Origin of the sequence: Shewanella sedimentimangrovi (assembly GCF_017354965.1) — a bacterium.
Taxonomy (GTDB): domain Bacteria; phylum Pseudomonadota; class Gammaproteobacteria; order Enterobacterales; family Shewanellaceae; genus Shewanella; species Shewanella cyperi.
This window is the reverse complement of record NZ_CP071502.1, coordinates 2,422,145-2,445,996: the sequence shown is the minus strand read 5'-3', so window position 1 is coordinate 2,445,996 and position 23,852 is coordinate 2,422,145. Positions and strand designations below refer to the sequence as shown.

The window sequence follows — 23,852 nt, the reverse complement described above, 5'->3', positions numbered from 1 at the left end:
CGGCCGGCAGTAACGACAAGGTGTTTCTGCTTTGGTTTAACAGATACTTACAATTGGCCAGCGTCTGAGTCTCTCGCATTGATAGCCTTGCTCCCGTTCACTTGTTAGCCTTGCATTAGTCTGATTTTTCCGGAACAACAAGGAAGCTTGTCCATGAAGCGTGCCCTGGTGGTACTGATGCTGTGTGTTCTGGTGGGATGTTCCACCAAGATGTCCTATTACTTTCTCGACTGGGCCATAGAATGGCAACTGGACGATTATGTGACCCTGGACCGGAACCAACAGCACCAATTCGATGTGCTGCTTGACGATTTCCTTAAGTGGCACAGACGAGAGGAGCTTAACCGTTACGCAGAGCAGTTGACCGAACTCAAGACACAACTGCAGCAGGGCACCCTGACCCCCGCGCTGTGGGCCGAGCATATGGACAGAGCCCAGGCACACTGGTTCAGGTTGTTTGACTATGGGCTTGAAGGCCTGCTGCCGCTGATCCAGAGCTTCAACCAGGCTCAGGTGGATGAAATCATCGCTCAGCTGCGCAAGGATGAGGCTGAACTGGCCGAAGAATATCAGGGCAAGACCCAGGAGCAGTTGGTCAAGGAGTCCGACAAACGCTTGCAGCAACAGGCGGAAAAGTGGCTCGGCAAGCTCAGCGAGCGGCAAAAGGCCTTGATCCATAACAGCAATGCCAATCGTCTGGCCACCCTGGACATGTGGCTGGAGTACCGCCATGAGTGGCTCAGGCAGTTTGAGCAGGCCCTGAATCAGCGCCAGGATGCGGCATTGCTGCGCAGTCGCATGACCCTGCTGATGACCGCCCCCCAGCGTCTCAAGTCCGAGGCGCACCAGCAGGCGGTAAGGCAGAACACCGAAAACTTCGGTCGGCTGGTGCTTGATATTTACCAGGACCTGTCCGACAAACAGCGCCGCAAGCTGTGGCGGGAATACGATGATCTGATAGAAGATTTGCGTGAATTGGCGGCTGACGCGCAATAAATGCCGTAATTACCGGGTCAGTTGCAGCATGACATTTCCTTAGCCCTGAGGCCAATATGCTCAACTTTATCACCTCCAGCCTGAATAAATTCGTTGCTTTTGCCCGTGTGACGGGGGAAAGCAGCGGCCCGCTGTTATTGCGCCTTTATCTGGCACCGATCCTCTTGCAGGCGGGCTACAACAAACTGAGTCACTTTGAGGATACCGTAGCCTGGTTTGCCAATCCGGACTGGGGCCTGGGACTGCCGTTTCCCGAGCTGATGGCGGCCCTGGCCGCCGGCAGCGAGTTTTTCGGTGCCATATTGCTGCTGCTGGGATTGGGCACTCGCTTGATTGCCGTGCCCTTGATGGTGACCATGTTGGTGGCGGCAATCACAGTGCATTGGGGCAATGGCTGGTTGGCCATTGCCGATCCTTCCAGCTGGCTTGCCAATGAGCAGGTGATGGCCTCGGCCGAGCGCCTGGCGCGGGCCAGGGAGATCCTGCAGGAATACGGCAACTATGACTGGCTCACCGGCAGCGGTAAATTTGTGGTACTCAACAACGGTATTGAGTTTGCGATGACCTATTTTGTGATGCTGCTGGCGCTGTTTGCCATGGGGGGAGGTCGCTACAGCAGCCTGGACTATTGGCTGGCGCGGCGCTTCGGCCACACAGGTCACTGAAATAAGTCCCGCCCGTTGGCGGGATTTTTACGCTTTTGGGCGGGGGAATTTGGTATCCTTGCCCCTTCAAAACAGATCACAAGGATTATAAGAGTGGATGCGAAGACACTGCTGCTGACCCGTCAGTCCTGCCCGCGCCTGGTGGCACCGGCTCCCGATGAGCAACAACTGAAAGTCATTCTGGATGCGGCGGCGCGGGTACCGGATCATGCCGGGCTCAATCCCTACGAATTTATCATAGCCACAGGTGAAGGGCTGGACCGTCTGGCCGCCATCTATGTGGCGGCGGCCAAGGCCCGCGGCGCCGATGAAGCGGCGCTCAACAAGGCACAAACCATGGTGTACCGTGCGCCCATGGTCATTACCGTAGTGGCCAGGTGCCAACCCCACCCCAAGGTGCCTGTGCTGGAGCAACAACTGGCGGCAGGTTGTGCCGCCATGGCGATGCAGATGGCGGCCTTCGCCCAGGGGCTGGGCGGGATCTGGCGTACCGGTGACTTCGCCTTCGATGCCAATGTGAATCAGGCCCTGGGGCTGGGTGAGCAGGATCAGATAGTGGGTTTTCTCTATCTTGGCACTCCGGCGGTGGTGGCGCCCATCAAGTCGACCCGTGACGGCAGCGCTTTTGCCCGCTGGCTCTAGACGGCGATCCCCACTTCCAGCTTGGCGAACCAGTCCAGAAACTCCTGGACCTGTTCGCCGCGGAAGATGCGCCCGTGTTGGGGGCACAGATAGTCAATCTTGAGTTCCCGCACCCTGGCGACCCAGTCATTCTTGGCCCGATTGGACGGCATCCAGCGTTGATGGAAATAGGCCATCTTGGGGATGTGACTGGCCACATCATCGACGAAAATATCCGCTTCAGCCCCTTCGAGGGCGGCGCCCACATCCCCCGACATCAGCACCTTGGCCACGGGATCGTACACATGAAAGTTGCCCGAGGCGTGCAGGTAATGGGCAGGAATAAACTGCAACTCCACCTCACCGACCTGCAGCTTGCCACCCTTGTCGTCCAGCGGCTCGTAACTGATGTTGTGCATACCAAAGTGGCGAATAAAGCCCTCCCATAACCAGGGGGCATACAGCTTGGCCTTGGGCAGGGTTTGGTCCCACAGACCCAGTGAAGAGATGATGTCCGGATCCTGGTGGGAGGCGAACAGATAAGTGAGGTGGTCCACCGGCAGGTGGCGTACCAGGCTGGCCAGCATGGGGGCAAACAGCTCTATGCCGCCGGGATCCATCAAGAGTGATTGATTGCCACTTTGGACCAGGTACTGATTGGTATCGATAATTTTGTCATTTTTTTCAGGATCCCGGCCAAAATACAACCACTTGTGTGTCGGGGTTTCCACCAGTAACTGGCTTTTCATAGTGCCTTCCTTGGTATGGGTTAATGGGAATCAAACAGGGAAATGGCGCAATCGACCCGCTGGCGAATTTGGGCCGCCACTGTGTCGACCTTGTTGGCCACGTCCACGAAAATGGCTTGGGAGCGGCTGTCGATACGGCAGGCCTCCACCCGGCAGATGGAGGCGAGGGCGGTGGCACCGCGCAGGGATTGTTTGAGATCCGCCAGTTGTCCCTGCATCCGGTCGAGAATGCGCTGAAATTGTTGTTCCTGCTCACTGAGGCTGTTTTCGGTCTGCTCTATGGCCTCGTTCATACTGGCCCTGTATCTGGCGTCGGCGGCCTTGCGCTGCGCCAGGTGGAAGTGACTTAAGGCCAATGCGGTACGTGCGGTTTGGGTCGCCAACTTGCTGGCATCTCCGGCCAGTTGGTTGATGTCATTGGCGGCCTTTTTGGTGTACCCGGCCAGCTCATCTATGTAATGGGTCAGGGCCTTGAAGCCCAGGGCGGCGCTGCCGATGCGGGCCGAGGCGGCCTGGGCGTTGCTGGCGGTTAAATTGATTTCTTTGCAGCAGCCCAGGGTCTGGTTGAGTTCGGCGGCGACCATGGCTGCCGTAACGTAGTAGGGTCTGCGTCCTTGTATCAGGTCTTTCATTGTCTTTCATCCCTATGGTGACGGCTAAAGTATAGCCAGTACTGGAAAAAAGGTAGTGGTGAAGGCATGATGAACCCATGATGCCGCTTCCGGGGACAAGCAAATGGAACCCTTAACGACAGAGCGTTTGCGCCTGCGGGAACTGACCGCCGCCGATGCCGCTTTTATGCTGGAATTACTCAACACCCAGGGATTTATTACCAATATCGGCGATCGGGGCGTGCGCACCCTGGAACAGGCCCGCCAGTATTTGATGGACGGCCCCATTGCCAGTTATGCACAGAATGGCTTTGGCCTTTGGTTGATGGAGCGCAGCCTTGATGGCATGCCGTTGGGGCTGTGTGGCCTTATTCGTCGTGATACCCTGCCGCACGTGGATATAGGTTATGCACTGTTGCCGGCCTTTGAAGGTCAGGGCTATGCCTTTGAAGCGGCGAGGGCCACCATGGCCTTTGCGGTTGAGCGGGGTATCGATCCCGTGGTGGCCATAGTCAATCCCGATAATCAGGCTTCCATCCAATTGCTGCTCAAGTTGGGACTTAAATATCAGCGCCTTGTCACATTGCCGAACATTCCCCACGAGGTTGCGCTCTATGTGTGACGTAACGCATTGATATTAAACACAATTAATAGATTGCTTAATTCCTGTTTATCCCCTAGAATTCCGCCGATTTCTGTTTGAGCCAGTTCCTTTGCCCTCCAAAGGTGCTGGCTTGTATTGACGCCCTACCTCGAAAAATCAGGCCTTCTCCCTCCCGGCCTTTGAGTACAGAAAAAGCGTAGTCTCTTGTTGGATGTAGCATGTATGGTTTCGCAATTGAGTGAAGCGGTGCTGGATGTGATTGCGGATGCGTTGGTGGATAAAGGCTATTTGTGCTTATCCGAGGTATTTCCTGCTGAGTTGACCGATGCGTTGCGTCGTTGCCTGCTTGAGGAAGAATTGCGTCCGGCGGCCATAGGCCGTGGGGCTGAGCAGCAGCTCAACCGGGATATACGCAGGGACAAGATCCGCTGGCTTGAATCCCATTACGAGCCAGATTGTCGCTATCTCGATCTGATGGAGCAGCTCAAGCAGGGGCTTAACCGCCGCTTGTTTCTGGGTCTGTTCGACTATGAAAGCCACTATGCCCTGTACGAACCGGGCGCTTTTTACCGCAAACATGTGGATGCCCTCAAGGGGAGCCAGAACCGGATCCTGACCACGGTTTATTTTATGAATCCCGATTGGCAACCGGGACAGGGTGGCGAGTTGCTTATTTATGATGAAACGCAGCAGCTGTTGGAAACCGTGGCGCCAACTCACGGTAAACTGGTGATATTTCTGTCCGAGCGTTTCCCCCACGAAGTGCTGCCCACCGAGGTCAGACGGGCCAGCATTGCCGGTTGGTTCCGGGTTGCCGGCAGTCGCCATGGATTCTGAGCTGGTATCAAACTTTCGATTGGTTTGAATAAAAAATTCATAATTTTCAATGGAATTTTGCTGTTCATCCCCCACTCGAATTTGTTACAAAGAAGGCAGACTGTAGTAAAAGGAGGCGTCTGTCTGGATATGGTAACAAGTTCGAATTGCCTTGATGGCGAACTGGTAGTGTTGGAACCCCTGTCATTGGATCACGTACCTGCGCTTAGCCTGGCGGTGGCCGATGGCGAACTGTGGCAGATTTGGTACACCAGTGCCCCCCATCCGGATGAGATGAAAGCCTACGTGGAAAAGGCCCTGGCCCAGGAAGCGGCGGGGCAAGCGCTGGCTTTTGCGGTCCGATGCAAGCACAGTGGTGAAGTGGTTGGCTGTACCCGTATTTGCAATTGGGATCAGCCAAACCGTCGCCTTGAAATTGGCTACACCTGGTATGCCAAGCGCGCCCAGCGTACAGGCATTAACACCGAAACCAAGCTGCTATTGCTCGGTTATGCCTTCGAGGTGTTGGACGTAATGGCTGTGGAGTTTCGCACCCATTGGCACAATCAGCGCTCCCGCGCGGCGATAGCTCGCTTGGGGGCCAAGCAGGATGGGGTCTTGCGTAATCACCAGCTGCTGAAAGACGGCACGGTGCGCGATACCGTGGTGTTTTCCATCATTGACAGCGAATGGCCGGCGGTGAGGCAGAACCTGCGTTTTCGCTTACAGCAATTCCAGACCGCACACTAGTCCGGTCGCCATAGCCAACAGGGATGCAAGACTATGACGTTCAGGATACAGCAGGCCGGCAGCGAACATTTGGATCAACTGGCGCCGCTCTTTGACGAGTATCGGCAGTTTTATGGTCAGCAAGCGGATCCGGAGCGGGCAAGGGGGTTTATTGCCGCACGGATGGCCGAGTCATCTTCGCTGCTGTTCATTGCCACAGATCAGCAGGGTCTGGGGCTGGGATTTGCCCAGATCTATCCCAGCTTTTCATCCATTGCGGCCAGGCCCATCTTTATTCTCAATGATCTGTATGTGACTCAATACGCCCGTTGTGTTGGCGTGGGCAAGGCCTTGCTGGCCCAGGTCAAGGCCTGTGCCAGGGAGCGGGGCATAGCCGTCATCAAATTGGAAACCGCCACAAACAATACCCGGGCTCAGGCTCTTTATCAGGCTGAGGGATTTGTCAGGGAGCAGGGATTTTTCAGCTATCACCTTGATATTCAATGATGGCTAAAGTAGTTTGACCTCATTAACCCTGATGAGGATTACCTATGTCTCCAAACAAAAAGGCCCTGACGCTGGCGGTATTTTTCCTGAGTGTCGGTGCCCATGCCGGTGAGGCCGAACAGGCACTTGCCAATGAGCTGGTGGATTGTGCCGCCTATTACCAGATAAGCTCCGAAGCCATCAGTGCCATGAAGGATGCGCCGCAAATGCAGGTGGTAGGTGAAAGACTCAAACAGTCTGCGACCGATACCCTGTCACTGGCCGGAAAATATGCCGTTGGTTCGGATGTGGAAGCCATGCTCAAGGAAGCCCGTGAGCGCCAGGTAGCCTCCCTTGCCGGCTCCAGCAGCCTGGCGACTTTGATGGCCAAATACAAGGATCAATGCAAAGACATACTCGCCAATCCGGAGGCGCGGCTGGACTACTGGGTCATGTCAAAGATGTAACAAAAAGGAGACCTTGGGGTCTCCTTTTTGTTGTGCCTGATTACGGATTTGGCGCCATCATTTTTGCTTCGGGATGGCGACAGTGCCCACAGGCACACTGTTCCCCGATTGGGAAAGCAGATGATATTGACTGAGTAGCTGATGAAATGCCTGATCCTGCTGCACCTTGGCCAACAGACGCAGCAGTGTCGCCGATTTGATGGGACTTTCCGGGTGGACCAGGGCATAGTGTTGATAACGCTGATCCCAGCGTTGGGATACCGTCAGTTTGTCCTGCTGCTCCGGATGCTGTGCCAGGTAATATTGCAGATAAGACCAGGTGACAGGGGCCACATCTCCCCGCTCACGCAGTATCGCCTTGATGGCGGCCTCATTGCTGGGTACCAGGGAGGCGAGAAACCGGCTTTTGATGAATTGCTCGTCTGAACTGAACTCGGTCAGGCTGTAGTGATAGCCCCGCACCAGAACCAAACGCTTATCGGCGAGATTGTCGAAATAGCTGTCATCTTTCACCTTACGGCTCAGGGCGATATAGGGTTCGCCATCCTGCACATCCAGGGCCACGGTCTGATTGGCAATGTGTTGCCAGCCCCACTTTGGATTTTCAAACAGGATCAAATCAAAGCGATGCATTTCGAATGCCTGGTAGCGATTTTCTATGCTGGTGGGCACAAACTCGAATTGAAAATCTTTTTGGGTGCGATTGAGCAGCGCCAACAGATCCGGCACCAAGCCCTTGGTGGCTTCGCCTGCGCTTATCACATAGGGAGGAAAGGGATATCCGCCAACTATGACCTTTATCGGCTCAGCCGATACCCTGCCAGCCCAAAGTAGCAAGGATAACAGCAGATAACTCAGTCCCGGAGGTAATCGCAACAGCATTTCCTTCTTTAATGGCTGCTCGGCTATGGAATAAATATCTGTGACAGGAGCATATTGAATGCATTTTTCCAGAATAACAGATGCCCCTATGCTTGCCAAAGGGATCTTTGTACGGTAAATCGGCAGCAAATCAGCGCCCCCGCACCTGCAAAAATCCAGGATGCTTAAAAATGCACCTCAGGCGTCAAGCCGGTTTGCCATACGGTTTGGTAAATCTCATTTACATATGCAACCTGAATGTAACCTGGCTCGATTATAGTAGCGCCGTTTTCCGGGAAGCCGTTTCCGGCAACGCGAAATAATAATCAACTATAAACATTTAGGGGTTAATCATGAGATCCAGAGCAAGCTGGCTTGCACTGGCGCTGGGGAGCGCGTCTTCCCTGGCCCAGGCGGCCGATACGCTAATCATTTCCGAATATGTCGAAGGCTCAGGCTATAACAAGGCCATCGAACTCTACAATCCAACTGCGGCAGCGGTGGACTTGAGCCAGTATGAGCTCAAGTTCTTCTTCAATGGCAGCCAGACCGCCGGCACCACCATAGCCCTCGAAGGCACCCTGGCCGCCGGCGCCACCTATGTGGTGGCCGATAACGATGCCTCCGCCGAATTGCTGGCCAAGGCCCAGTTGTTGAGCACGGCGGCCTTCTTCAACGGCGACGATGCCATAGTGTTGCTGCACAACGGTCAGGCCGTGGACAGCCTGGGTCAGGTGGGTGTGGATCCCGGCACCGAGTGGGGCACGGGGGAGCTGTCTACTGCCGACAATACCCTGAGACGCAAGGCCGATCAGCTCTTGGGCGACAGCCAAATCGACGATGCAATGAGCTTCGACAGCTGGCAGGGTTTTGCCAAGGACGATATCAGCGATCTGGGCCTGTTTGCCGCCTTGCCACCGGAGCCGGAAAATCCACCTGCTGCCATGCAGTGTGGAAGCGATGCCACCGCTATCCACGCCTTGCAGGGCAACACCAATACCAGTCCACTTAACGGTCAGATTGTTGAAGTGGAAGCCGTGGTCACCAGCAATCAGGAAGCCGGTCTCAAGGGCCTGTTTCTGCAAATGGCCGATGCCGAGGTCGATAGCGATCCCGCCACCTCTGAAGGTGTGTTCCTCTACACAGGTAATGCCCCAAGCGGTTACCTGGCCGGTGAGCGCATCCGCGTCAAGGCCAAGGTCACAGAGTACCAGGGCCTGACCGAGCTGACCTCGGTTACCGAGCACAAGCTGTGCGCCGACAATCAGGCGCTGCCGAGTGCCGCCCTGATAAGCTTGCCTCTGGCCAACAGCGCCGATTTGGAAGCCTTTGAAGGCATGCGCGTCACTTTCAGCCAAAACCTGGTGGTCAACGAAGTCTATAACCTGGGCCGCTACGGTGAAGTGACCCTGGGCAGCAAGCGCCACTTTATGGGCACCCAGGTAGCCGCCCCCGGCGCCGATGCCCTGGCCGTGACTGCTGCCAACAAGTTGGACAGCATATTGCTGGACGATGGCCTGACCGCCCAGAACCCGGATCCTGTGCGTTATCCCGCCCCCGGTCTCAGTGCCGACAACAGCCTGCGGGTGGGCGACACTGTCACCGGCCTCAATGCCGTGATGCACTATGGCTTTGGTGTGTATCGCCTGATGCCGGTGGACACTGTCAATATAGTGGCCAGCAATCCACGCCTGAGCGCGCCGGAATTGGCCCTTGGCGGTAACCTCAAGGTGGCCAGCTTCAACGTGCTCAACTTCTTCAACGGCGATGGCATGGGCGGCGGTTTCCCCACCGCGCGAGGCGCCAACACCCTGAGCGAGTTTGAACGTCAGAAGGCCAAGATTGTCAGCGCCATGGTCGCCATTGATGCCGATATCTTCGGCCTGATGGAAATCGAGAATGACGGTTACGGTGCCGAGTCCGCCATTGCCGAACTGGTCGCGAGCCTCAACGCCGCAATCGGTGAGCAGAGATACCAGTACATTCAGCCCGGCAGTAACGGCATAGGTACGGACGCCATCAGCGTCGGTATGATTTACCGCGCCGATCGCGTGACGCCCCAAGACGCGGCCAGGGTGCTTTCCAGCGCCAACTCGGCCCTGGACGATGCCGGTCAGCCCCTGTTCAACGATGGCAAGAACCGCCCCATGTTGGCCCAGGCCTTCAGTCACAATGACAGCGGCGAGCCTCTGGTCGTGGCGGTAAACCACTTCAAGTCCAAGGGCAGCGACTGTGTGGCCGAGGGCGATCCCGATCTGAACGACGGCCAGGGTAACTGTAACCTGACCCGCAGCCGCGCCGCCAAGGCCGTTGGCGCCTTCCTCGGCAGCGAGTTCGCCGACGCGCCCGTGCTGGTGATTGGCGATCTGAACTCCTACGCCAAGGAAGATCCGCTGACCGAACTGGCCAACGCCGGTCTGACCGAGCTGTTTGCCCATCTGGCCAAGGAAAATGCCTATTCCTACGTGTTCTCCGGTGAGTCGGGTCAGTTGGATCACGCCCTGGCAAGCGCCGCCCTGCTGGACAAGGTGGTGGATGTGACCGAATGGCACATCAACACGGATGAGCCGCGGATTTTGGATTACAACGAAGAGTTCAAGACCCAGACCCAGCTGCAAAACCTGTATGCGCCGGATGCCTTCCGCTCCTCGGATCACGATCCTGTGGTGATCTCCCTGCTGCTGGAAGCGCCAAACCAGGCGCCGGTGGCCGATTTCAGCGTCAGCGTTGATGGCGGCAATGTCAGCCTGAGCTCCCTTGCCACCGATGTGGATGGCACCCTGGTGAGCCAGGTATGGGATCTGGGTGATGGCACCCAGGCACAGGGCGACAGCGTCAGCCACGCCTATGCCAAGTCAGGTGACTATCAGGTGACCCTGACGGTAACCGACGATGACGGCCTGAGCCACAGCCTGACCAAGACGGTCAGCGTGACTGTGCAGGGTGTGGCCCACAAGCCCGTGGCCCGCATAGTGCATTTTGACCTCTGGTTCTGGGATCTGTTTGTCTCCGACAGCTATGACGAAGACGGCGTCATCCGCAAGCAGCACTGGCAGTTCAGCGATAAGCGCCAGGGCGGTGGTAACTTTGTGCTGCGTCGCAAAGATGGCCGCGCCAACAGCGTCACCCTGACAGTGACAGACAATGACAAGCTGAGCGATAGCACCAGCCTGAGCTTCTGAGTTCACTAACAATGCAAAAAAGCCCGCGAATGCGGGCTTTTTTATTTAAAGCTATGGCTATTTTCGCAACCAGTTGCCCTTGGCATCCTGGATCCACTCACCCTTGTCGGCGGCGCGGATGGCCTTCTCGGCCGCCAGCTTGGCCACATCGTCGGTGGAAATCTGGTTTTGGGCGGCGATTTTCTGATAGTGGGCCCGGCGCTTGGCGTTGACTTCGTCCATGATGGCCCTGGCTTCGTCATTGGCCTTCACCAGTCCGAGGTAACCGTCATTTTGTTCGCCCAAATAGCCCATGGACTTGGCCTGGTGCAAATCCATGGCCATGGCCTGGAATGCCAGCAGGGCAGGGACCAACAACAGCAGCAATTTCTTCATCATTCTTCTTCCCTAAAAGAGTTCATCGTTGGCCAGCAGGGCGTCGAGCTCCTTGTCGACCTTGATCTTGATTTCGTGCTCAATCTTAACGTTGAGATTGATGACTATGGGCTTGTCCGGCGGCTCTATCTTTACCGTGGGCGTACAGGCTCCGAGAAACAGGGCTGAGATGGCTGCCGCACAACAGAGGAATTTTTTCACTGGCGATATCCTTGTTATTTCACCGATTGTTCGATCTGACTCTGCAGATCTTCACCTATGCGCAGGCTCTTGAGCAACTGCAATAGATTCTCTTCCTGAGAGTAGTTCAAGTGGATGGGCCGTTCAATCCCCGGGTTACGGCCCTTGACCTCCACCTTCATCAGGGCATCGCCGGCGGGGGCCATGTCGAAACTGCTGGCCAGGCTGGAATATTGCAGGTGCTCTAGGGCGGAAAAGGCAAATTCCAGATAGGGCTGGGAGGCGCGCATTTGCTCCACCGCCGGGTTGTTGCGCACCATGATAAGGCCGCCCGGCGCCCGCGCCGCCAGTTTGCCGCCGCTGACACTCACCTGGCCCTGGGCCAGCTTTACCGGCAGTACACCGTCGAATATGCCGTCGGCATAGATGCCGGTCACGGGCTGCAGCTCCAGCAGTTTTTCCAGGCTCAGGCCCTGCAACACCAGGTAGGCACTGGAGGGCTCGGTCAATCGCAGGGCAAATTCGGGCAACAGGAACTCACCATCAAGCAGCTTGCCTTCGCTGGTAAGATTGATATTCAGCGCCGACAGGCTGCCATCGGCGGCCTGACCCAGGGCGAGATCGCCCCGTCCCTGGATGTCGGACACTATCACCCCGGGATTGAACGAGGCCAGTTGCCATCTCACACTGGGACAACCCAGCTCCAGGGTGTGTTCCACCCCAGAATGCAGCAGCCGGCAGTTGGCTTCGGCGGAGCCGCCCTGAAGGGGTAAGTTGTCCCAGGCGCCTTCGAGTTCGGAAAGCTTGGGGGTTAAGTGGATTTGGGTCAGCGCCGAGGCAAAATCCATAGCCACGTCGGCGCGCACCGAGGTGTCGCCGCTGAGCCGCAGCGCCGGTGGCATAGGCAGCAGACCGGTGCCAAGCCTGAGCCAGGCTCCAAGGCTGTTGTCCGCCTGCCAGTTGGCCGTGAGTTTGGCCGGGTGCCAGGGGCTGGGCTTATCGCTAGCCTGGTCACTTGCTTGGTCACTAACCTGGCTTGGCCATGTGAGCTTGTGGCTGGAGCTGAGGCCGACATCATCCAACTGCCATTGCTCCGAGGTGGCGAGGGTCTTGCCCTCGTTCTCGGGGACCAATCGGCCTTTGAATGTCATCTGTCCCAGTTGCCAGTGACGATTCTCCAGCCGCTTGCTGCCGGGACGGGGGCGGCTGTAATCAAGCTTGAGCGACTTAAGCCGGAACTCCTGTTGCAGTTCGCCAAAGGTTTGCAGGAAAGGCTGGGGTGAATCCAATTGGAGCAGTGCGTCCAGTTGCGCCTTATCGAGACTGAATCCCGGGCCTGTCAGCTCAGTGCCTGCGCTTTGGACGCTGAGCTTGTCCTGGCTTTTGTCCTGAGTGCCCTTATTTTGAGTGCCCGTATTTTGAACACCAGGGTGCTGCCTGTCGGCCTTCAGACCTTCCAGTTGCAATTGCACTTGCCAGGCAGAGGCCTGCAGTTGCCACTCATCATCAGAGCCGTTTACGCCCAGATGGTTTAAGGCGTTACGGCTGAGGCTCAATCCCAGCGGCTGCGCCAATGACAGGCTGAGGGCGTCCAGAGTGAGCGACAGAGTCTCGCCCTGCTTCAGGGCTTGAGGCATGGCTGTGGGCTGAGGTTTGGCGTTCGCGGATCCTTGTGTGGAAGCAGGTATGGAAACTGGTGTGGAGGCCAGGGCCAGTTGCGTCAGGGCCAGCTCTAGATCGCTGAAGGACAGGCTCAGTTGTTGCCCGGTCGCTTCCCGCCCTGCGCTTATTCCACCTTGCTTGAGCTGCAGATTACCCGAGCCGGTGAGATTGATCGCGGCGTCATCGTTCAGTTGCCAGTGTTGTTGCCCGCTCTCCACGGCGTTCTGCACTGGCAATCGTTTTAGCAGTGAAGCGATTGAAGCGCCACCTTGCATCCGCCAATCACCGTGAAGCTGTATTTGGCCCAGGCCGTCGCGCTCAAGTTGCAGCTGAGACAGCTCAATATTTGCCTTGCTCTCGCCTTGGGACAGCGCCAGCCGGCCATCGAAGTTGAGGCTGCTGGTATCGGGTGCGTGCCTGGCACCCAGGCCCTTGGGCAGATTCAATGCCAGGGTGAGGGGCTGAACGCCGAGCCAGGCAGGCGCCGATGCCAGTCCGGCAAGTCTGGTCCAGGCCTCGGCACTTGGCTCCAGGGTCAAGCTCAGCGTCAGGGGCGAGAGATTGAATGACTGCCCCTCAGGACTGGAATCGGCGCTGAACTCCATTAAGGGCGGCCAGTTGGGTTCAAGACCCAGGCCCTTGAACTCAAAATTTTCAAGTTGGTGATGACTGCTGATGACGGCATCGGTAAGGCTCAGACTGACAGTGCTGGCAAGACTGCCACCAAGCCGTATGCCCCGGGCTTGATAGGCTTGTTCAAATTCGTCCAGTAGGGGCCAGAGGCTGTCGGTGCCGTCAACCTGTTTGATGGCGCGGGCCAGGGGCTCCAGATTGGCCAAATTCAGCTCACTTTGCAGTTGCCATTGCTCGCGACCAAGTTCGGCATCCAGGTTCAGCAGTGCCATGCCATCGAGTTTGAGCGCCGTGTGCAACAGCCGCTGTTGATCCAGGGACAGATAATCAAGACTCAGGCTTTGCCCGTTGGCGAGTGTTATGGTGACAGGCCCCAGGGCGATTTGCGGCAAGCTGGCAAGGCCTATGGCCAACCCCTGACCGCCTCTGTCCCGGGAGTTTCCGGGGGGCGCCAGCTGCACCCCGGCGCTGTCAAGGCTTAATGATGCCAACTCTTGCTGCACTGCCAAGGTCAGGGCGGAAATGGTTTGGCCGTTGAGCCCCTGGCGCCTGAGGGTGTCAAACAGCAGATCGGGAAGGGGTTTTCGCAGCCCTATTGCAACTTGTTTGAGTGCGATGTGACTGCCGTTATAGCTGAAATTGAGCCGTTCCAGTCGCAGTCCTTGCAGATTTGGGTCGAGGGCAAGTCCCTCGGCCGAGCCGTCAAAGGATTGCAGCGCGCTGTTGGCCAGGGATTGCAGCAACGCCTGGCGCTGGTACCAGAGCACAGAGGCCAGCATGATAAGCAGCAGCGCCATGATCCAGGCCAGATGGCGCAGACGAAATTTCAACACTTGTCGGTGACTTCCCTGAATATCCTTGCAATGCGTGCTGGGGCCAGTCTAGCACGGCGAGGCGGTGAGGGCACAGCGACAAGTGTTAACCAACACCCGAGGCCTGATTGCTTAAGCGCTTAAGTCTTATCAGGAAAAAGCCGCAAGGAGCATAAACCCGGCTCTTCCGTCAATGCCGCTATTGCCAGGTCTTGTTCGGGCATGAGTTCGCGCCACCAACGGTTCGTGGGCTTGGGACTGCGCAGCGACACGGGTTCACCGAATCTGGGGGTCAGCAGCACCACACCCTGACGCCTTGCCAGGGCCTCGATCCGCTCCAAAGGTTCATACCAGTCGTGCAGCGCCAGATCGAAGGTGCCGTTGTGTATCGGCAACAGCGCCATGCCGGCCACATCCAAATGGGCCTGCAGACTCTGCTGCGGATGCATATGGATATCGGCCCAGAGTTCGTTATAGGCACCTGTCTCCATCAGGGTGATATCAAAGGGACCAAAGTGCTCGCCTATCTCCCTGAAACCCTCGAAATAACCGGAATCGCCGCTGAAAAACACCCGCGCCTGTTTGCCTGCCAGTACCCAGCTGGCCCACAGGGTATGGTTTTTATCCCACAGGCCGCGGCCGGAAAAGTGCTGACTGGGTGTTGCCGTGAGCCGGATGCTGCCAAGGTTGATGCCTTGCCACCAGTCGAGTTCGGTAATTTTTTCCGCCGCCACGCCCCAGGCGCGCAGGCGCCGGCCGACGCCGAGTGGGGCGATAAACTGGTCTACCTTGGCATCCAGTGCCTTGATGGCTGCCTTGTCCAAATGGTCATAGTGATCGTGGCTTAATATCACGGCATCAATGAAAGGCAGTTGCTCAGGTGTCAGGGGGCTGTCATGGAAGCGTTTGGGGCCGGCCCATTGAACCGGGGAGGCGCGCTCACTGAAGACGGGATCGGTCAGCAACCATTTGCCGTCGAGGCGGATAAGCACGGTAGAGTGGCCGAGGCGATAGAGGCGGGCCTCATCACGGGCCAGCTCAGCCTCATCTATCTCGCACAGAGGCACTGCCACATCGGGTCTGGGGGCGGCGCGTTTGGCGCCAAGATACGCCTTGGTGACTTGCCACAGGTTGGCGGCATCGGTTTCAAAGGCTACCCGGGTATTGTGAAAGCGGCCCTGGTGAAATACCGCGCCTTCATTGTGAAACATTGGCTCAGCTGTCAGTTGCTGTGTGTGGCTCATACAACCCCCTTGGTATTCTGTTGGCAATAAATGCAAGTAAACTACACTGAGCAGTTTACTTATGGGTTTGATAAAAGTAAACCAGTCAGTGTAAAATCGTCTGCAAACCTTAATCGGGGATCCCCATAAGTGCAGAGCGGCAAACTTACCCGCAGTGAACTCAAACGCCAGGCCATACTGGATGCCGCCAGACAGGCGTTCCAGCAGCAGGGCGTGCAGGGCACCAGCATGGATGCCATAGCGGCCCTGGCCCAGGTATCCAAGCGTACCGTGTACAACCATTTCGCCACCAAGGAAGCCCTGGTGTTGGTGCTGATAACCGAAGTCTGGCACCGGGCCAATGCGGATCTCGGGGTGAAGTACCGGGCCGATGCAGCCCTTAAACCCCAGTTATTGCAAATGGCCAAGGCTCAGGTTGAGCTTATGAGTCGACCCGATTATCTGGAGCTGGTGCGGGTGGGCTTTGGCCACTTTCTGTTTCACCCGGAAGGCATGCGGGAGCAGATGAAAAATACCGATATGACGGATAACGCCATTGGGCGCTGGCTCAAAGCGGCGCTGGCGGATGGTCGGCTCAAGCCCATGGACGTGGGCGAAGCCATGGGGCAGTTGTCGGCCATGCTGAAGGGCGCGGCCTTTTGGCCGCAATTGACCCGCATGAGAGAACCTCTGACCAAGGAAGAGCAACATAAGGTGGCCGAGGCCGCCGTGGACATGTTCCTCAATTATTATCAGGTTTGAATTTCACACTGATAAAAAATGCCGCAGTTGACTGCGGCATTGTTGTTTTCAGCCCTAAGCCACCTTCTTCAGAAGGTGGGTTATTTACTGCGGCATTGTTATTTAAGGCAATTTGCCCGCATCAGCACCAGTATTAGCACCAACGGATGCGGGTGGTGAGGCAGTGGCTCTCGCCCGGCGCCAGCTCAAGTGCATCTTCCAGCACATTGGCCGCTTCCAGACACACCATGGTCAGGTAATCCTCATCATTGAAACGGGCAAGACGTTTGGACTTGTCTATCCAGGGATTCCACAGCACAGCCGAGTGGCTGTGTTCGCGGGACACTTCTATGGTGCCATCTGTGGTATGCAGCTGCTGCACCGCCCCCAGTTGGGTGTAGACCCGGTCGGTTTCTCTATCGAAGTGCACCTCATCGCCGTCCTGGGCATAGGGACCCTCACCGAACTCGATATAGCGGGCACCGGCAAAACCTGTGGCCCGCAGGGCATGAATGTCACCTATGGGGAAATAGCTGTGCAGAGCCTGGGTGATGCGCACCGGCTCCTGGCCCAGATTGCGGTTAATAAGGCTTACCGTCAGGCTCTCGCCAAGCAGAAAATGCAGTTCCACCTGGCTGTTATGGGGCCAGAAGCGGCGGTCGGCCTCCTGTATCTCCAGGCCGAATGCCAGCGCCAGCACTTCGCCTTGCCACTCATGGGACAACAACTGCCACTCCCGGGTGCGGGCAAAACCGTGTTGGGGAAAGCCGTCGCGGCCATCCATGCCGAACCAGGGCCAGCACACGGGAATGCCGCCGCGGATACCGTTGCCGGGACTGTAGTCATCGGCGTCTGAAACCCACAGCAAGGGCGCCTTGCCGGTGGGAATGAAGGAGTCTATCTGGGCGCCCTGGAAAAAAATCCGCGCCTGACACAGGGCGCTTTCAACCTGCAGATATTCCAGGCCGTTGGGGTGTTGGTGACGGGACAGCTTGCCCATAAGAAAATCCTCCCGGGATGAGATGCTTGTCTGGCTTAGGTAATTGGCTGCCAGCATAGCGGTTTTTTGCTGTGGGGATAAGCGCTTGGACGGCCTGATTTGCGAGCGGCCTGTTCGCAGCGGCAAACAGCTCAGCCTTGGCTGTCTTTGCTTACTTTAGTTAAGTGCAGCAGACGGTTGTTGGCCGGCATGGCATGGTCCTGCATCAGCGCAAAGCCGGCAGCATCCGCCAGTTGCAGTACCCATTCAATATCGCGGATGCCGCTGACGCTGTCCCTGGCCTTGAGCCAGGCATCGAAGTCGCGGTTGCTGGCACTGGTATAGTCGCCGCCATAGTTGAAGGGGCCGTAGATACAGAGTTGGCCGGTAGCGCCAAGCACACGTCCGGCACCGGCAAAGAAGCATTCGACCGAGGCCCTGTCCATGATGTGCAGGGTGTTGGCGCTGAAGATGCCATCCACTTCCAGTGCTGGCCAGGGCCCGCTGACATCCAGCACCAGGGCTTTGGACAGACGCCCCCGTCCCTCCAGCGCGAGGCGGGCATTGAGGGCAGCGAGATTGCCCATGTCACTGCATTGCCAGTTGATATGGGGCAGGGCGGCGCTGAAATACACCCCGTGCTGTCCCGTGCCCGAGCCAATTTCCAGCACCCGGGTCACAGAGGCAAAGCTGTGTCTCAGCACCTCGAGAATTGGCGCCTTGTTGTTTTCACAGGCCTGGGAGAAGGGCAACTGGCTCACGGCGCGGCTTTCTTATTGGCGCTCACGCTGGCTACCACGCTGGCATTTTCACTTGCAATGATGTCGCGTATGCCGTGGGGATGCAGCTTGATGCAGACCTTGTCATCACTGAAGGCCAAGGTGGGGTTGGCAAGGCGCTCATGCTCACCCTGGGGGGAGCTGGCCTTGATGCGCAGTGTTCCCGGGGCTTTAATGCGTTTTGCCACAGTGGGTAGCGCCTGTTCGAGGGCCGCTTCGAGGGCATCACAGTCGGCTGCCTTGCAGGGGAACACCAGTTCTATATGTTCCCAACCTTCTTTCGGATAACGCTTTTCGCCGGGGAAGGGCAGTTCTACACAATCGATGGACCAGGGACCCAGTTGCAGCGGTTCGTCCAGGGCTATGATAAGGATTGGCCTGCCGTTTATCAGGTTATTGCTGATGACAGTGCCTATGGCCTCAAATTCCTGCACCAGTGCCTCGGCAGCCGCCGTGCTGTTGACCCGCAGGGCCACATGATCGCAGTGCCAGCCTTGGGCTGTGTCCATCAGGTCGAGGGACTGTGCCAGTGCCTGAATATCATCGGCAAAGGGCTGCCAATCTCTTTGCAGTTGGGCCAGAGTCAGAGACATGGGCACTTCCTCAGGGCCAGATTTCTATCGGCGTACCTTCGTCTATCACCTGCCAGAGTTCATCCATCTCCGGATTGGTGAGGGCGATACAGCCATTGGTCCAATTATAGAGCTGGGCCTCTTCCGGGCTCAGTTCCGAATTGGGGTTTTGGCCGTGGATCATGATCTGGCCGCCGGGCTTGAGCCCCAGGGCCTTGGCCCGCAGCAGATCTTCTTCATTGGGATAGGAAATATGTATGGCGCGGTAAAAGGCGCTGTTGACCTTTTTATAGTCCAGCCGGTAACGCCCCTGGGGGGTGCGTTGATCCCCTTCCTTCAGTTTATGGCCGGTGGGATTGTCACCCATGGCGATATGAAATTGCTTAAGCAACTTGCCCTTGGCAAACAGCTTGAGGGTATATTCCGATTTATTGACCACCACCAGATCGGCCTTTTGGCCCGGGAGCCTGGAAGAGGCCGCTACCTGGGTGGCAAACAGCAGGGGCAGCATGGCAATGAACAGGGTACGAAACATGGACTCTCTCTGGGCAAAGGCCTCCTGGGCCGGTTGGGATGATTGTAACCATAAGCCGCTTTAAGGTGAACCGGCTGCAGAATCTTTTTGAGCTTGCCCGGCCGCCATGGCAAACTGGGCGCTCGATCACATTAAGCCACTGAAATGTCAGTTGCCATGCCCCATATGGCCGACAAGCGACCGGTGAAGGTACCGCCCATAAGAAACCCGGGCGGTTAACAGTGCAGGACAGTCAATGACAGAGCAAATTCCCGAGCCCCAGGAATCGCAATTTAAACGCCAGCTGCGGATCATCATATTCGGCACCGATACCACAGCCGGTCGCTGGTTCGATATAGGGCTGATTATCTCCATCATAGTCAGCGTGATCCTGGTGCTGCTGGACACAGTGCAGTCGGTCAACAGCCGCTATGGTACGCTGATCCACGTGCTTGAGTGGTGTTTTACCTTGTTGTTTAGCCTGGAGTATGGCCTGAGGTTGTATTGCAGTGCCAACAAGCGCCAATATGCCCTGAGCTTTTACGGTCTGGTGGACCTGCTGTCGATATTGCCCAGCTACCTGGCCATATTGCTGCCCGGCACCAACCTGGCGCTGGTGGTCAGGGTACTGCGACTGTTTAGGATTTTCCGGGTCCTCAAGCTGCTGCGCTATCTCAGCGAGGGCAACCTGCTGCTGCGGGCAATGATGCAGTCCAGCCGCAAGGTGTTTATCTTCTTCTTTTCGGTGAGCCTTATCATTATGGTGCTCGCCGCCATCATGTATCTGGTGGAAGGGCCTGCCAGCGGCTTCAGCTCCATTCCCAAGTCCATTTACTGGACCATAGTGACCATTACCACGGTCGGTTACGGTGATATCACCCCCAAGACGCCGCTGGGGCAGGCCATCGCCGCCTTTACCATGTTGCTGGGTTATTCGATCATTGCCATCCCCACAGGCATACTGACGGCGGAAATTTCCCAGGAAATGGGCCACAGACGGGATCTGCGCCGCTGCGACAACTGCCTCAAGACGGGCCATGAAACGTCCGCCCATTATTGCAATCAGTGTGGCAGCGAGCTGCCGCAGGACATTTAAGGGAAAGCCATGGCCGAAGCCAAGTTTGTCGAAGGCTCGATACTGCGCCACATTTTGGTGATGAGTTCCACCGCCGCCATCGGCATTTCCGCCCTGTTTCTGGTGGATCTGCTGGATATCTTTTTCCTGAGCATGCTGGGGGAGCATGAGCTGGCAGCCGCAGTGGGCTATGCCGGTACCATCAGTTTTTTCACCACCTCCATAGGTATTGGCCTCGCCATAGCCCTGGGGGCCCTGGTGTCCCGTGCCATAGGTGCACGGCAGGTGGAGCAGGCCAGGCGACTGCTGCTCAACTCGGGTCTGGTGACCCTGATAGTGGCCGTGTTGGTGTCCGTGCTGGTGTGCCTCAATATTCCGGCCCTGCTGGAGTTGGTGGGGGCCAGTGGCCATACCGCTGAGCTGGCGGCCAGTTATCTCTATATTCTGGTGCCGTCTTTGCCGCTGATTTGTCTGGCCATGGCCATGGGGGCCGCACTGCGGGCCGTGGGTGATGCCAAGCTGTCCATGGTGTCGACCCTGGTGGGCGGCGGCGTTAATGCGGCGTTGGATCCGCTGTTTATCTTTTTACTGGCCATGGGCATCGAGGGCGCCGCGGTGGCCTCTGTGCTGGCACGCCTGTCGGTGCTGTTGGTGGCAGGGCACGGGGTGCTGGTCAAACATGGCCTGCTGGGGCGCTTTGACTGGCAGGCATTTCGCGCCGATCTGGCGCCCATTTTCGCCATCGCCGGCCCCGCCATGTTGACCAACGTGGCCACTCCCATAGGCAATGGTTTTATGACCCGGGCGGTGGCGGAATTCGGTGATGCCTATGTGGCGGGCTGGGCCGTGGTTGGCCGGGTGGTGCCGGTTGCCTTTGGCATGATCTTCGCGCTTTCCGGTGCCATAGGCCCCATAGTGGGGCAAAACTTCGGTGCCGGTCGTATCGACCGTCTCAGGCAAACCCTGACCCAGTCTATTCTCTTTTGTACTGTTTATGTGTTGGCCATGTCCCTGCTGCTGTTCCTGCTTAAGGATGCGCTGATAGGGGCCTTTGAACTTGGGGTCGAATCGGCGGAGTTTGTGCGCTTCTTTATGAGCTATGTTGCCGTGTTCTTTGTCTTTTCCGGCATGCTGTTCGTGGCCAATGCCTCGTTCAACAACCTGGGTAAGGCCAAGTATTCCACCTTCTTTAACGTGGGCAAGGCCACCTTGGGGACCATTCCCTTTATTTGGCTTGGGGCCAAGTGGGGCGGGATTTACGGGGTGTTGCTGGGGCAGGTGGCAGGGTCAGTGCTGTTTGGTATTGCGGGTGTGCTGACCGCCTATGCTCTGGTGGACAGGATTGCCGCCGGACATGCGGCTGAGCACACGGAAGCGGCGGAGGAAGTGCCGGTGTCGGTTACGCCCATGTCATCGTCCTGCACCCAGATGGCGCAGCTGACCGAAGAGCAGGACTGTGTCGGCGCCACCGCCGCTACCGAGTTGCCGGGATCGCGTCAGGAAGCCTGAGCTCAGGCTTCGGGCGCGTGTTCGCTTGACTCGTTTTCAGCCTCGGCTTGTGCGGCTTCGGCAGCTTCCAGCTTGGCGCGTTCGGCCTTGGAGATGTAACGCTCCTTGGCGCCGACCTTGGGCTTTTCCTTCTTGTTGTCCCTGGCCTTGGCACGCTTGGCCAGTTTTTTGATGATAGCTTGTCTCTTGTTCATGGTATCGATCTACTGTGCGGGCCGCGCCCATGGCGGCCAAAAAGAGGCGGCATTCTACCCCAAAGTGGCCGCCGGGGCGACTTTTTGGGCGCCCGCTCGCGAAAATTGCCGTCGTTACCCTGTTGTTCTGGTCAAACACCCGGCACTTGGGTATACAGGTAAGCCTTGATTTCTCAGGAGTAATACCATGACGCCCATGTCATCCATTTCCTTTTTCGAACGCTTCGAAGCGGATATTCTCAGCGGACGCAAGACCATCACACTGCGGGACGAGTCCGAGTCGGGTCTGGTGCCAGGCCAGGAGCTGCCGGTCGTTACCTTTGAACAGGGGCGTTGGTTTTGCGATATCCGCATTCTGGCGGTCACGCCGCTGGCGTTTTCTGAATTGGATGAGGAGCATGCCCAGGCGGAAAACATGTCACTGCCCGAGCTTAAACTTTTGATTGGTGAAATTTATCCCGGGCTGGAACAGCTGTATCTGATACGCTTTGAATTGCTGCAGGGCTGAACAGGCACAGCCTGACTCAAGCTTGTTAAGCCTCTCAGCCTTGCGATGTCCTTCAGCGCTGTGATGTAAAGTGGCGCCTGTCTTCTTCGCTGGCGCCTTCCTTGCACTCGCCGCGGATCTCGGCCCTGTCGCTTTCCACCAGGCGGCTGATCTCAATATAGCCATCGCGGCAATAGCCATTCATTTTCAGGGTGTTGGCAAGACCCAGTTCCACCTGCTGCTCCCATTGCTCCAGCGCGTTGTCCCTGTCCCGGCGCCCGGCTTTTGGCTGTGGCTGGCGCTTTTGTTGCTCGAGCCTTATCGGGGCATTTTGAGCCTCCACGCCACTGCGCATCAGACTGTAGGTGAAGAGCTTCAGGCCATTGGCGCGAATATCCTGCTCGAACTTATCCCTGACCTTGCCAATCAGGGCCTCATTGCGCTCCGGCAGGCCTCTGTCTTTGGCGCAGCCTTGCAACAACAGTGGCAGAATGGCGAGGATAAACAGGGATTTGACTTTCACAGGCACAATTTCCTTGGGCGAGAGCGTTGGATTGCATGATAATTCAAGAGCAAGAGTAATGGCTTAGGCCACAGATTGGAACCCTCTCCCATGGTGGAATTCTGGCAACAGACCCTCAGCGGTATTCATTGGCAGCTTAATGGCGCCATGTTGCTCGCCTGGTGCGCTGCGGCATTCTGGCTTTGGCTGATTTGGCCCACGGCCGAGTTACGTGTTTGGCTGGGAGACAGGGCGGCACAGCGGCGCACCCTGGTGGCGCTGCTGGCCGTAACCGCGCTGTGGTTGATGCATGCCAGCGTGCAGCCGGCGATGCAGTTGCATTTCCTGGCCCTGGTGACCCTGATGTTGATGTTGGGCTGGCGCCTGGCCACAGTGCTATTGCTCTTGCCGGCAAGCTTCTATTGTTTGCTGGTGCTCAAGTCACCGGCGGAGCTCGGTGCCCTGGTGTTGCTGGGGTTCTGGTGGCCGCTGTTTATCGCCTTCGTTTTTTACAATCGTTGTTTCCACATTCTTCCCAAGCATTTGTTTGTGTTTATTTTTTGTGGTGCCTTTATCAACGCCGGTCTGTCACAACTCAGCCATGAGCTGCTGTGGGGACTTTGGTTGTGGTGGGGCCGGGACTATCAGCCTGGGGTGATCTGGGACAATTACTGGCAGTTAGCGCCCTTGCTGGCCTTTCCCGAGGCCTTGCTCAACGGCATGGCCGTGACCCTGCTGGTGGTCTATAAGCCGGAATGGCTGGCGGATTACTCGGACCGTGTCTATCTATGGAAGAAATAGTCTGTGGAAAAAATAGCCTGTGGAAGA

Annotated in this window: 27 protein-coding genes; 14 read left to right on the top strand and 13 right to left on the bottom strand. The window is 57.1% G+C overall.

What is annotated here, in order from left to right:
- Positions 1–153: 153 nt before the first annotated feature.
- The 3 genes from JYB85_RS10665 (at position 154) to JYB85_RS10655 (ending at position 2,303) form a co-directional block, all read left to right on the top strand.
- Entirely contained in the window at positions 154–996 is an 843-nt protein-coding gene (locus JYB85_RS10665; RefSeq protein WP_207379291.1) for a DUF6279 family lipoprotein, read from the top strand.
- 56 nt (positions 997–1,052) lie between these two features.
- A complete protein-coding gene (locus JYB85_RS10660; RefSeq protein ID WP_207379290.1) occupies positions 1,053–1,661 on the top strand; it encodes an HvfX family Cu-binding RiPP maturation protein in 609 nt (202 codons plus the stop codon).
- Between the two features lie 93 nt (positions 1,662–1,754).
- The gene (locus JYB85_RS10655) at positions 1,755–2,303 is read left to right on the top strand and encodes an NAD(P)H nitroreductase (RefSeq protein WP_207379289.1); all 549 of its coding nucleotides are present in this window, start codon (positions 1,755–1,757) and stop codon (positions 2,301–2,303) included.
- Here the strand turns inward: JYB85_RS10655 and JYB85_RS10650 are convergent.
- Both JYB85_RS10650 and JYB85_RS10645 read right to left on the bottom strand, forming a co-directional pair.
- The gene (locus JYB85_RS10650) at positions 2,300–3,031 is read right to left on the bottom strand and encodes an oxygen-binding di-iron domain-containing protein (protein ID WP_207379288.1); all 732 of its coding nucleotides are present in this window, start codon (positions 3,029–3,031) and stop codon (positions 2,300–2,302) included. The two genes, JYB85_RS10655 and JYB85_RS10650, sit on opposite strands and share 4 nt — an antisense overlap.
- A gap of 20 nt (positions 3,032–3,051) precedes the next feature.
- Complete coding sequence (locus tag JYB85_RS10645; protein WP_207379287.1) at positions 3,052–3,663, bottom strand: chemotaxis protein; 612 nt, start codon at positions 3,661–3,663, stop codon at positions 3,052–3,054.
- Between the two features lie 103 nt (positions 3,664–3,766).
- Between JYB85_RS10645 and JYB85_RS10640 the strand changes: the two genes are divergently transcribed.
- The 5 genes from JYB85_RS10640 to JYB85_RS10620 all read left to right on the top strand — a co-directional run bounded on the left by JYB85_RS10640 (position 3,767) and on the right by JYB85_RS10620 (position 6,744).
- Positions 3,767–4,264: a GNAT family N-acetyltransferase gene (locus JYB85_RS10640; protein WP_207379286.1), complete on the top strand. Its 498-nt coding sequence runs from the start codon at positions 3,767–3,769 to the stop codon at positions 4,262–4,264.
- A 204-nt stretch (positions 4,265–4,468) separates the two neighbouring features.
- Entirely contained in the window at positions 4,469–5,083 is a 615-nt protein-coding gene (locus tag JYB85_RS10635; protein WP_207379285.1) for a 2OG-Fe(II) oxygenase, read from the top strand.
- A 129-nt stretch (positions 5,084–5,212) separates the two neighbouring features.
- A complete protein-coding gene (locus JYB85_RS10630) occupies positions 5,213–5,812 on the top strand; it encodes a GNAT family N-acetyltransferase (protein ID WP_207379284.1) in 600 nt (199 codons plus the stop codon).
- Between the two features lie 33 nt (positions 5,813–5,845).
- A complete protein-coding gene (locus JYB85_RS10625) occupies positions 5,846–6,298 on the top strand; it encodes a GNAT family N-acetyltransferase (RefSeq protein WP_207379283.1) in 453 nt (150 codons plus the stop codon).
- 44 nt (positions 6,299–6,342) lie between these two features.
- Positions 6,343–6,744, top strand: a complete 402-nt coding sequence (locus tag JYB85_RS10620) for a hypothetical protein (protein ID WP_207379282.1) — start codon at positions 6,343–6,345, stop codon at positions 6,742–6,744.
- A gap of 57 nt (positions 6,745–6,801) precedes the next feature.
- On the opposite strand, the gene JYB85_RS10615 is transcribed toward JYB85_RS10620, so the two are convergent.
- Positions 6,802–7,620, bottom strand: a complete 819-nt coding sequence (locus JYB85_RS10615) for a substrate-binding periplasmic protein (RefSeq protein WP_207379281.1) — start codon at positions 7,618–7,620, stop codon at positions 6,802–6,804.
- 338 nt (positions 7,621–7,958) lie between these two features.
- On the opposite strand from JYB85_RS10615, the gene JYB85_RS10610 reads away from it, so the two are divergent.
- Positions 7,959–10,787 carry an ExeM/NucH family extracellular endonuclease gene (locus JYB85_RS10610; RefSeq protein WP_207379280.1) on the top strand — a complete coding sequence of 943 codons (2,829 nt, stop codon included), beginning with the start codon at positions 7,959–7,961 and terminating at the stop codon, positions 10,785–10,787.
- A gap of 57 nt (positions 10,788–10,844) precedes the next feature.
- Here the strand turns inward: JYB85_RS10610 and JYB85_RS10605 are convergent, their stop codons facing one another.
- The 4 genes from JYB85_RS10605 to JYB85_RS10590 form a co-directional block, all read right to left on the bottom strand.
- Positions 10,845–11,165 (bottom strand): YdbL family protein, encoded by a 321-nt coding sequence (locus JYB85_RS10605; protein ID WP_207322733.1) that lies wholly within the window; start codon positions 11,163–11,165, stop codon positions 10,845–10,847.
- A 9-nt stretch (positions 11,166–11,174) separates the two neighbouring features.
- Positions 11,175–11,363, bottom strand: a complete 189-nt coding sequence (locus JYB85_RS10600) for a YnbE family lipoprotein (protein WP_228730080.1) — start codon at positions 11,361–11,363, stop codon at positions 11,175–11,177.
- Positions 11,364–11,377: 14 nt separating this feature from the next.
- Positions 11,378–14,470 (bottom strand): intermembrane phospholipid transport protein YdbH family protein, encoded by a 3,093-nt coding sequence (locus JYB85_RS10595; RefSeq protein WP_207379279.1) that lies wholly within the window; start codon positions 14,468–14,470, stop codon positions 11,378–11,380.
- Positions 14,471–14,589: 119 nt separating this feature from the next.
- Positions 14,590–15,693: an MBL fold metallo-hydrolase gene (locus JYB85_RS10590; protein ID WP_228730079.1), complete on the bottom strand. Its 1,104-nt coding sequence runs from the start codon at positions 15,691–15,693 to the stop codon at positions 14,590–14,592.
- A 129-nt stretch (positions 15,694–15,822) separates the two neighbouring features.
- Here JYB85_RS10590 and JYB85_RS10585 point away from each other — a divergent pair, with 129 nt between their 5' ends.
- Positions 15,823–16,434: a TetR/AcrR family transcriptional regulator gene (locus JYB85_RS10585; protein ID WP_207379278.1), complete on the top strand. Its 612-nt coding sequence runs from the start codon at positions 15,823–15,825 to the stop codon at positions 16,432–16,434.
- 133 nt (positions 16,435–16,567) lie between these two features.
- Here JYB85_RS10585 and JYB85_RS10580 read toward each other — a convergent pair whose 3' ends face one another.
- The 4 genes from JYB85_RS10580 to JYB85_RS10565 all read right to left on the bottom strand — a co-directional run bounded on the left by JYB85_RS10580 (position 16,568) and on the right by JYB85_RS10565 (position 19,254).
- Positions 16,568–17,413: a D-hexose-6-phosphate mutarotase gene (locus tag JYB85_RS10580; protein WP_207379277.1), complete on the bottom strand. Its 846-nt coding sequence runs from the start codon at positions 17,411–17,413 to the stop codon at positions 16,568–16,570.
- A gap of 131 nt (positions 17,414–17,544) precedes the next feature.
- Positions 17,545–18,153, bottom strand: coding sequence for a DUF938 domain-containing protein (locus JYB85_RS10575; RefSeq protein WP_207379276.1), 609 nt, complete (start codon positions 18,151–18,153; stop codon positions 17,545–17,547).
- The gene (locus tag JYB85_RS10570; RefSeq protein WP_207379275.1) at positions 18,150–18,764 is read right to left on the bottom strand and encodes a VOC family protein; all 615 of its coding nucleotides are present in this window, start codon (positions 18,762–18,764) and stop codon (positions 18,150–18,152) included. Before JYB85_RS10570 ends, JYB85_RS10575 begins: the two co-directional genes overlap by 4 nt.
- Positions 18,765–18,774: 10 nt before the next feature.
- On the bottom strand, positions 18,775–19,254 hold the full coding sequence (locus tag JYB85_RS10565; RefSeq protein WP_228289742.1) for a L,D-transpeptidase family protein: 480 nt from the start codon (positions 19,252–19,254) through the stop codon (positions 18,775–18,777).
- A 259-nt stretch (positions 19,255–19,513) separates the two neighbouring features.
- Here JYB85_RS10565 and JYB85_RS10560 point away from each other — a divergent pair, with 259 nt between their 5' ends.
- Both JYB85_RS10560 and JYB85_RS10555 read left to right on the top strand, forming a co-directional pair.
- Positions 19,514–20,353, top strand: coding sequence for an ion transporter (locus JYB85_RS10560; protein WP_207379274.1), 840 nt, complete (start codon positions 19,514–19,516; stop codon positions 20,351–20,353).
- A 9-nt stretch (positions 20,354–20,362) separates the two neighbouring features.
- On the top strand, positions 20,363–21,841 hold the full coding sequence (locus tag JYB85_RS10555) for an MATE family efflux transporter (RefSeq protein ID WP_207379273.1): 1,479 nt from the start codon (positions 20,363–20,365) through the stop codon (positions 21,839–21,841).
- Between the two features lie 2 nt (positions 21,842–21,843).
- Here the strand turns inward: JYB85_RS10555 and JYB85_RS10550 are convergent, their stop codons facing one another.
- Complete coding sequence (locus JYB85_RS10550; protein ID WP_207379272.1) at positions 21,844–22,035, bottom strand: DUF2986 domain-containing protein; 192 nt, start codon at positions 22,033–22,035, stop codon at positions 21,844–21,846.
- 187 nt (positions 22,036–22,222) lie between these two features.
- On the opposite strand from JYB85_RS10550, the gene yqfB reads away from it, so the two are divergent.
- Positions 22,223–22,543 carry a N(4)-acetylcytidine aminohydrolase gene (yqfB, locus tag JYB85_RS10545; protein ID WP_207379271.1) on the top strand — a complete coding sequence of 107 codons (321 nt, stop codon included), beginning with the start codon at positions 22,223–22,225 and terminating at the stop codon, positions 22,541–22,543.
- A 52-nt stretch (positions 22,544–22,595) separates the two neighbouring features.
- On the opposite strand, the gene JYB85_RS10540 is transcribed toward yqfB, so the two are convergent.
- A complete protein-coding gene (locus JYB85_RS10540; RefSeq protein WP_207379270.1) occupies positions 22,596–23,045 on the bottom strand; it encodes a hypothetical protein in 450 nt (149 codons plus the stop codon).
- Between the two features lie 90 nt (positions 23,046–23,135).
- Here JYB85_RS10540 and JYB85_RS10535 point away from each other — a divergent pair, with 90 nt between their 5' ends.
- Positions 23,136–23,825 carry a hypothetical protein gene (locus JYB85_RS10535; protein ID WP_207382033.1) on the top strand — a complete coding sequence of 230 codons (690 nt, stop codon included), beginning with the start codon at positions 23,136–23,138 and terminating at the stop codon, positions 23,823–23,825.
- Positions 23,826–23,852 lie beyond the last annotated feature (27 nt).

What these genes read in the sequence shown, in the direction of transcription:
- JYB85_RS10665 (WP_207379291.1), top strand. Translation starts at nt 154, where the DNA reads ATGAAGCGTGCCCTGGTGGTACTGATGCTGTGTGTTCTGGTGGGATGT.
- JYB85_RS10660 (WP_207379290.1), top strand. Translation starts at nt 1,053, where the DNA reads ATGCTCAACTTTATCACCTCCAGCCTGAATAAATTCGTTGCTTTTGCC.
- JYB85_RS10650 (WP_207379288.1), bottom strand. Translation starts at nt 3,031, where the DNA reads ATGAAAAGCCAGTTACTGGTGGAAACCCCGACACACAAGTGGTTGTAT.
- JYB85_RS10645 (WP_207379287.1), bottom strand. Translation starts at nt 3,663, where the DNA reads ATGAAAGACCTGATACAAGGACGCAGACCCTACTACGTTACGGCAGCC.
- JYB85_RS10640 (WP_207379286.1), top strand. Translation starts at nt 3,767, where the DNA reads ATGGAACCCTTAACGACAGAGCGTTTGCGCCTGCGGGAACTGACCGCC.
- JYB85_RS10635 (WP_207379285.1), top strand. Translation starts at nt 4,469, where the DNA reads ATGGTTTCGCAATTGAGTGAAGCGGTGCTGGATGTGATTGCGGATGCG.
- JYB85_RS10630 (WP_207379284.1), top strand. Translation starts at nt 5,213, where the DNA reads ATGGTAACAAGTTCGAATTGCCTTGATGGCGAACTGGTAGTGTTGGAA.
- JYB85_RS10625 (WP_207379283.1), top strand. Translation starts at nt 5,846, where the DNA reads ATGACGTTCAGGATACAGCAGGCCGGCAGCGAACATTTGGATCAACTG.
- JYB85_RS10620 (WP_207379282.1), top strand. Translation starts at nt 6,343, where the DNA reads ATGTCTCCAAACAAAAAGGCCCTGACGCTGGCGGTATTTTTCCTGAGT.
- JYB85_RS10610 (WP_207379280.1), top strand. Translation starts at nt 7,959, where the DNA reads ATGAGATCCAGAGCAAGCTGGCTTGCACTGGCGCTGGGGAGCGCGTCT.
- JYB85_RS10605 (WP_207322733.1), bottom strand. Translation starts at nt 11,165, where the DNA reads ATGATGAAGAAATTGCTGCTGTTGTTGGTCCCTGCCCTGCTGGCATTC.
- JYB85_RS10590 (WP_228730079.1), bottom strand. Translation starts at nt 15,693, where the DNA reads ATGAGCCACACACAGCAACTGACAGCTGAGCCAATGTTTCACAATGAA.
- JYB85_RS10580 (WP_207379277.1), bottom strand. Translation starts at nt 17,413, where the DNA reads ATGGGCAAGCTGTCCCGTCACCAACACCCCAACGGCCTGGAATATCTG.
- JYB85_RS10570 (WP_207379275.1), bottom strand. Translation starts at nt 18,764, where the DNA reads ATGTCTCTGACTCTGGCCCAACTGCAAAGAGATTGGCAGCCCTTTGCC.
- JYB85_RS10565 (WP_228289742.1), bottom strand. Translation starts at nt 19,254, where the DNA reads ATGCTGCCCCTGCTGTTTGCCACCCAGGTAGCGGCCTCTTCCAGGCTC.
- JYB85_RS10560 (WP_207379274.1), top strand. Translation starts at nt 19,514, where the DNA reads ATGACAGAGCAAATTCCCGAGCCCCAGGAATCGCAATTTAAACGCCAG.
- JYB85_RS10555 (WP_207379273.1), top strand. Translation starts at nt 20,363, where the DNA reads ATGGCCGAAGCCAAGTTTGTCGAAGGCTCGATACTGCGCCACATTTTG.
- JYB85_RS10550 (WP_207379272.1), bottom strand. Translation starts at nt 22,035, where the DNA reads ATGAACAAGAGACAAGCTATCATCAAAAAACTGGCCAAGCGTGCCAAG.
- yqfB (WP_207379271.1), top strand. Translation starts at nt 22,223, where the DNA reads ATGACGCCCATGTCATCCATTTCCTTTTTCGAACGCTTCGAAGCGGAT.
- JYB85_RS10535 (WP_207382033.1), top strand. Translation starts at nt 23,136, where the DNA reads ATGGTGGAATTCTGGCAACAGACCCTCAGCGGTATTCATTGGCAGCTT.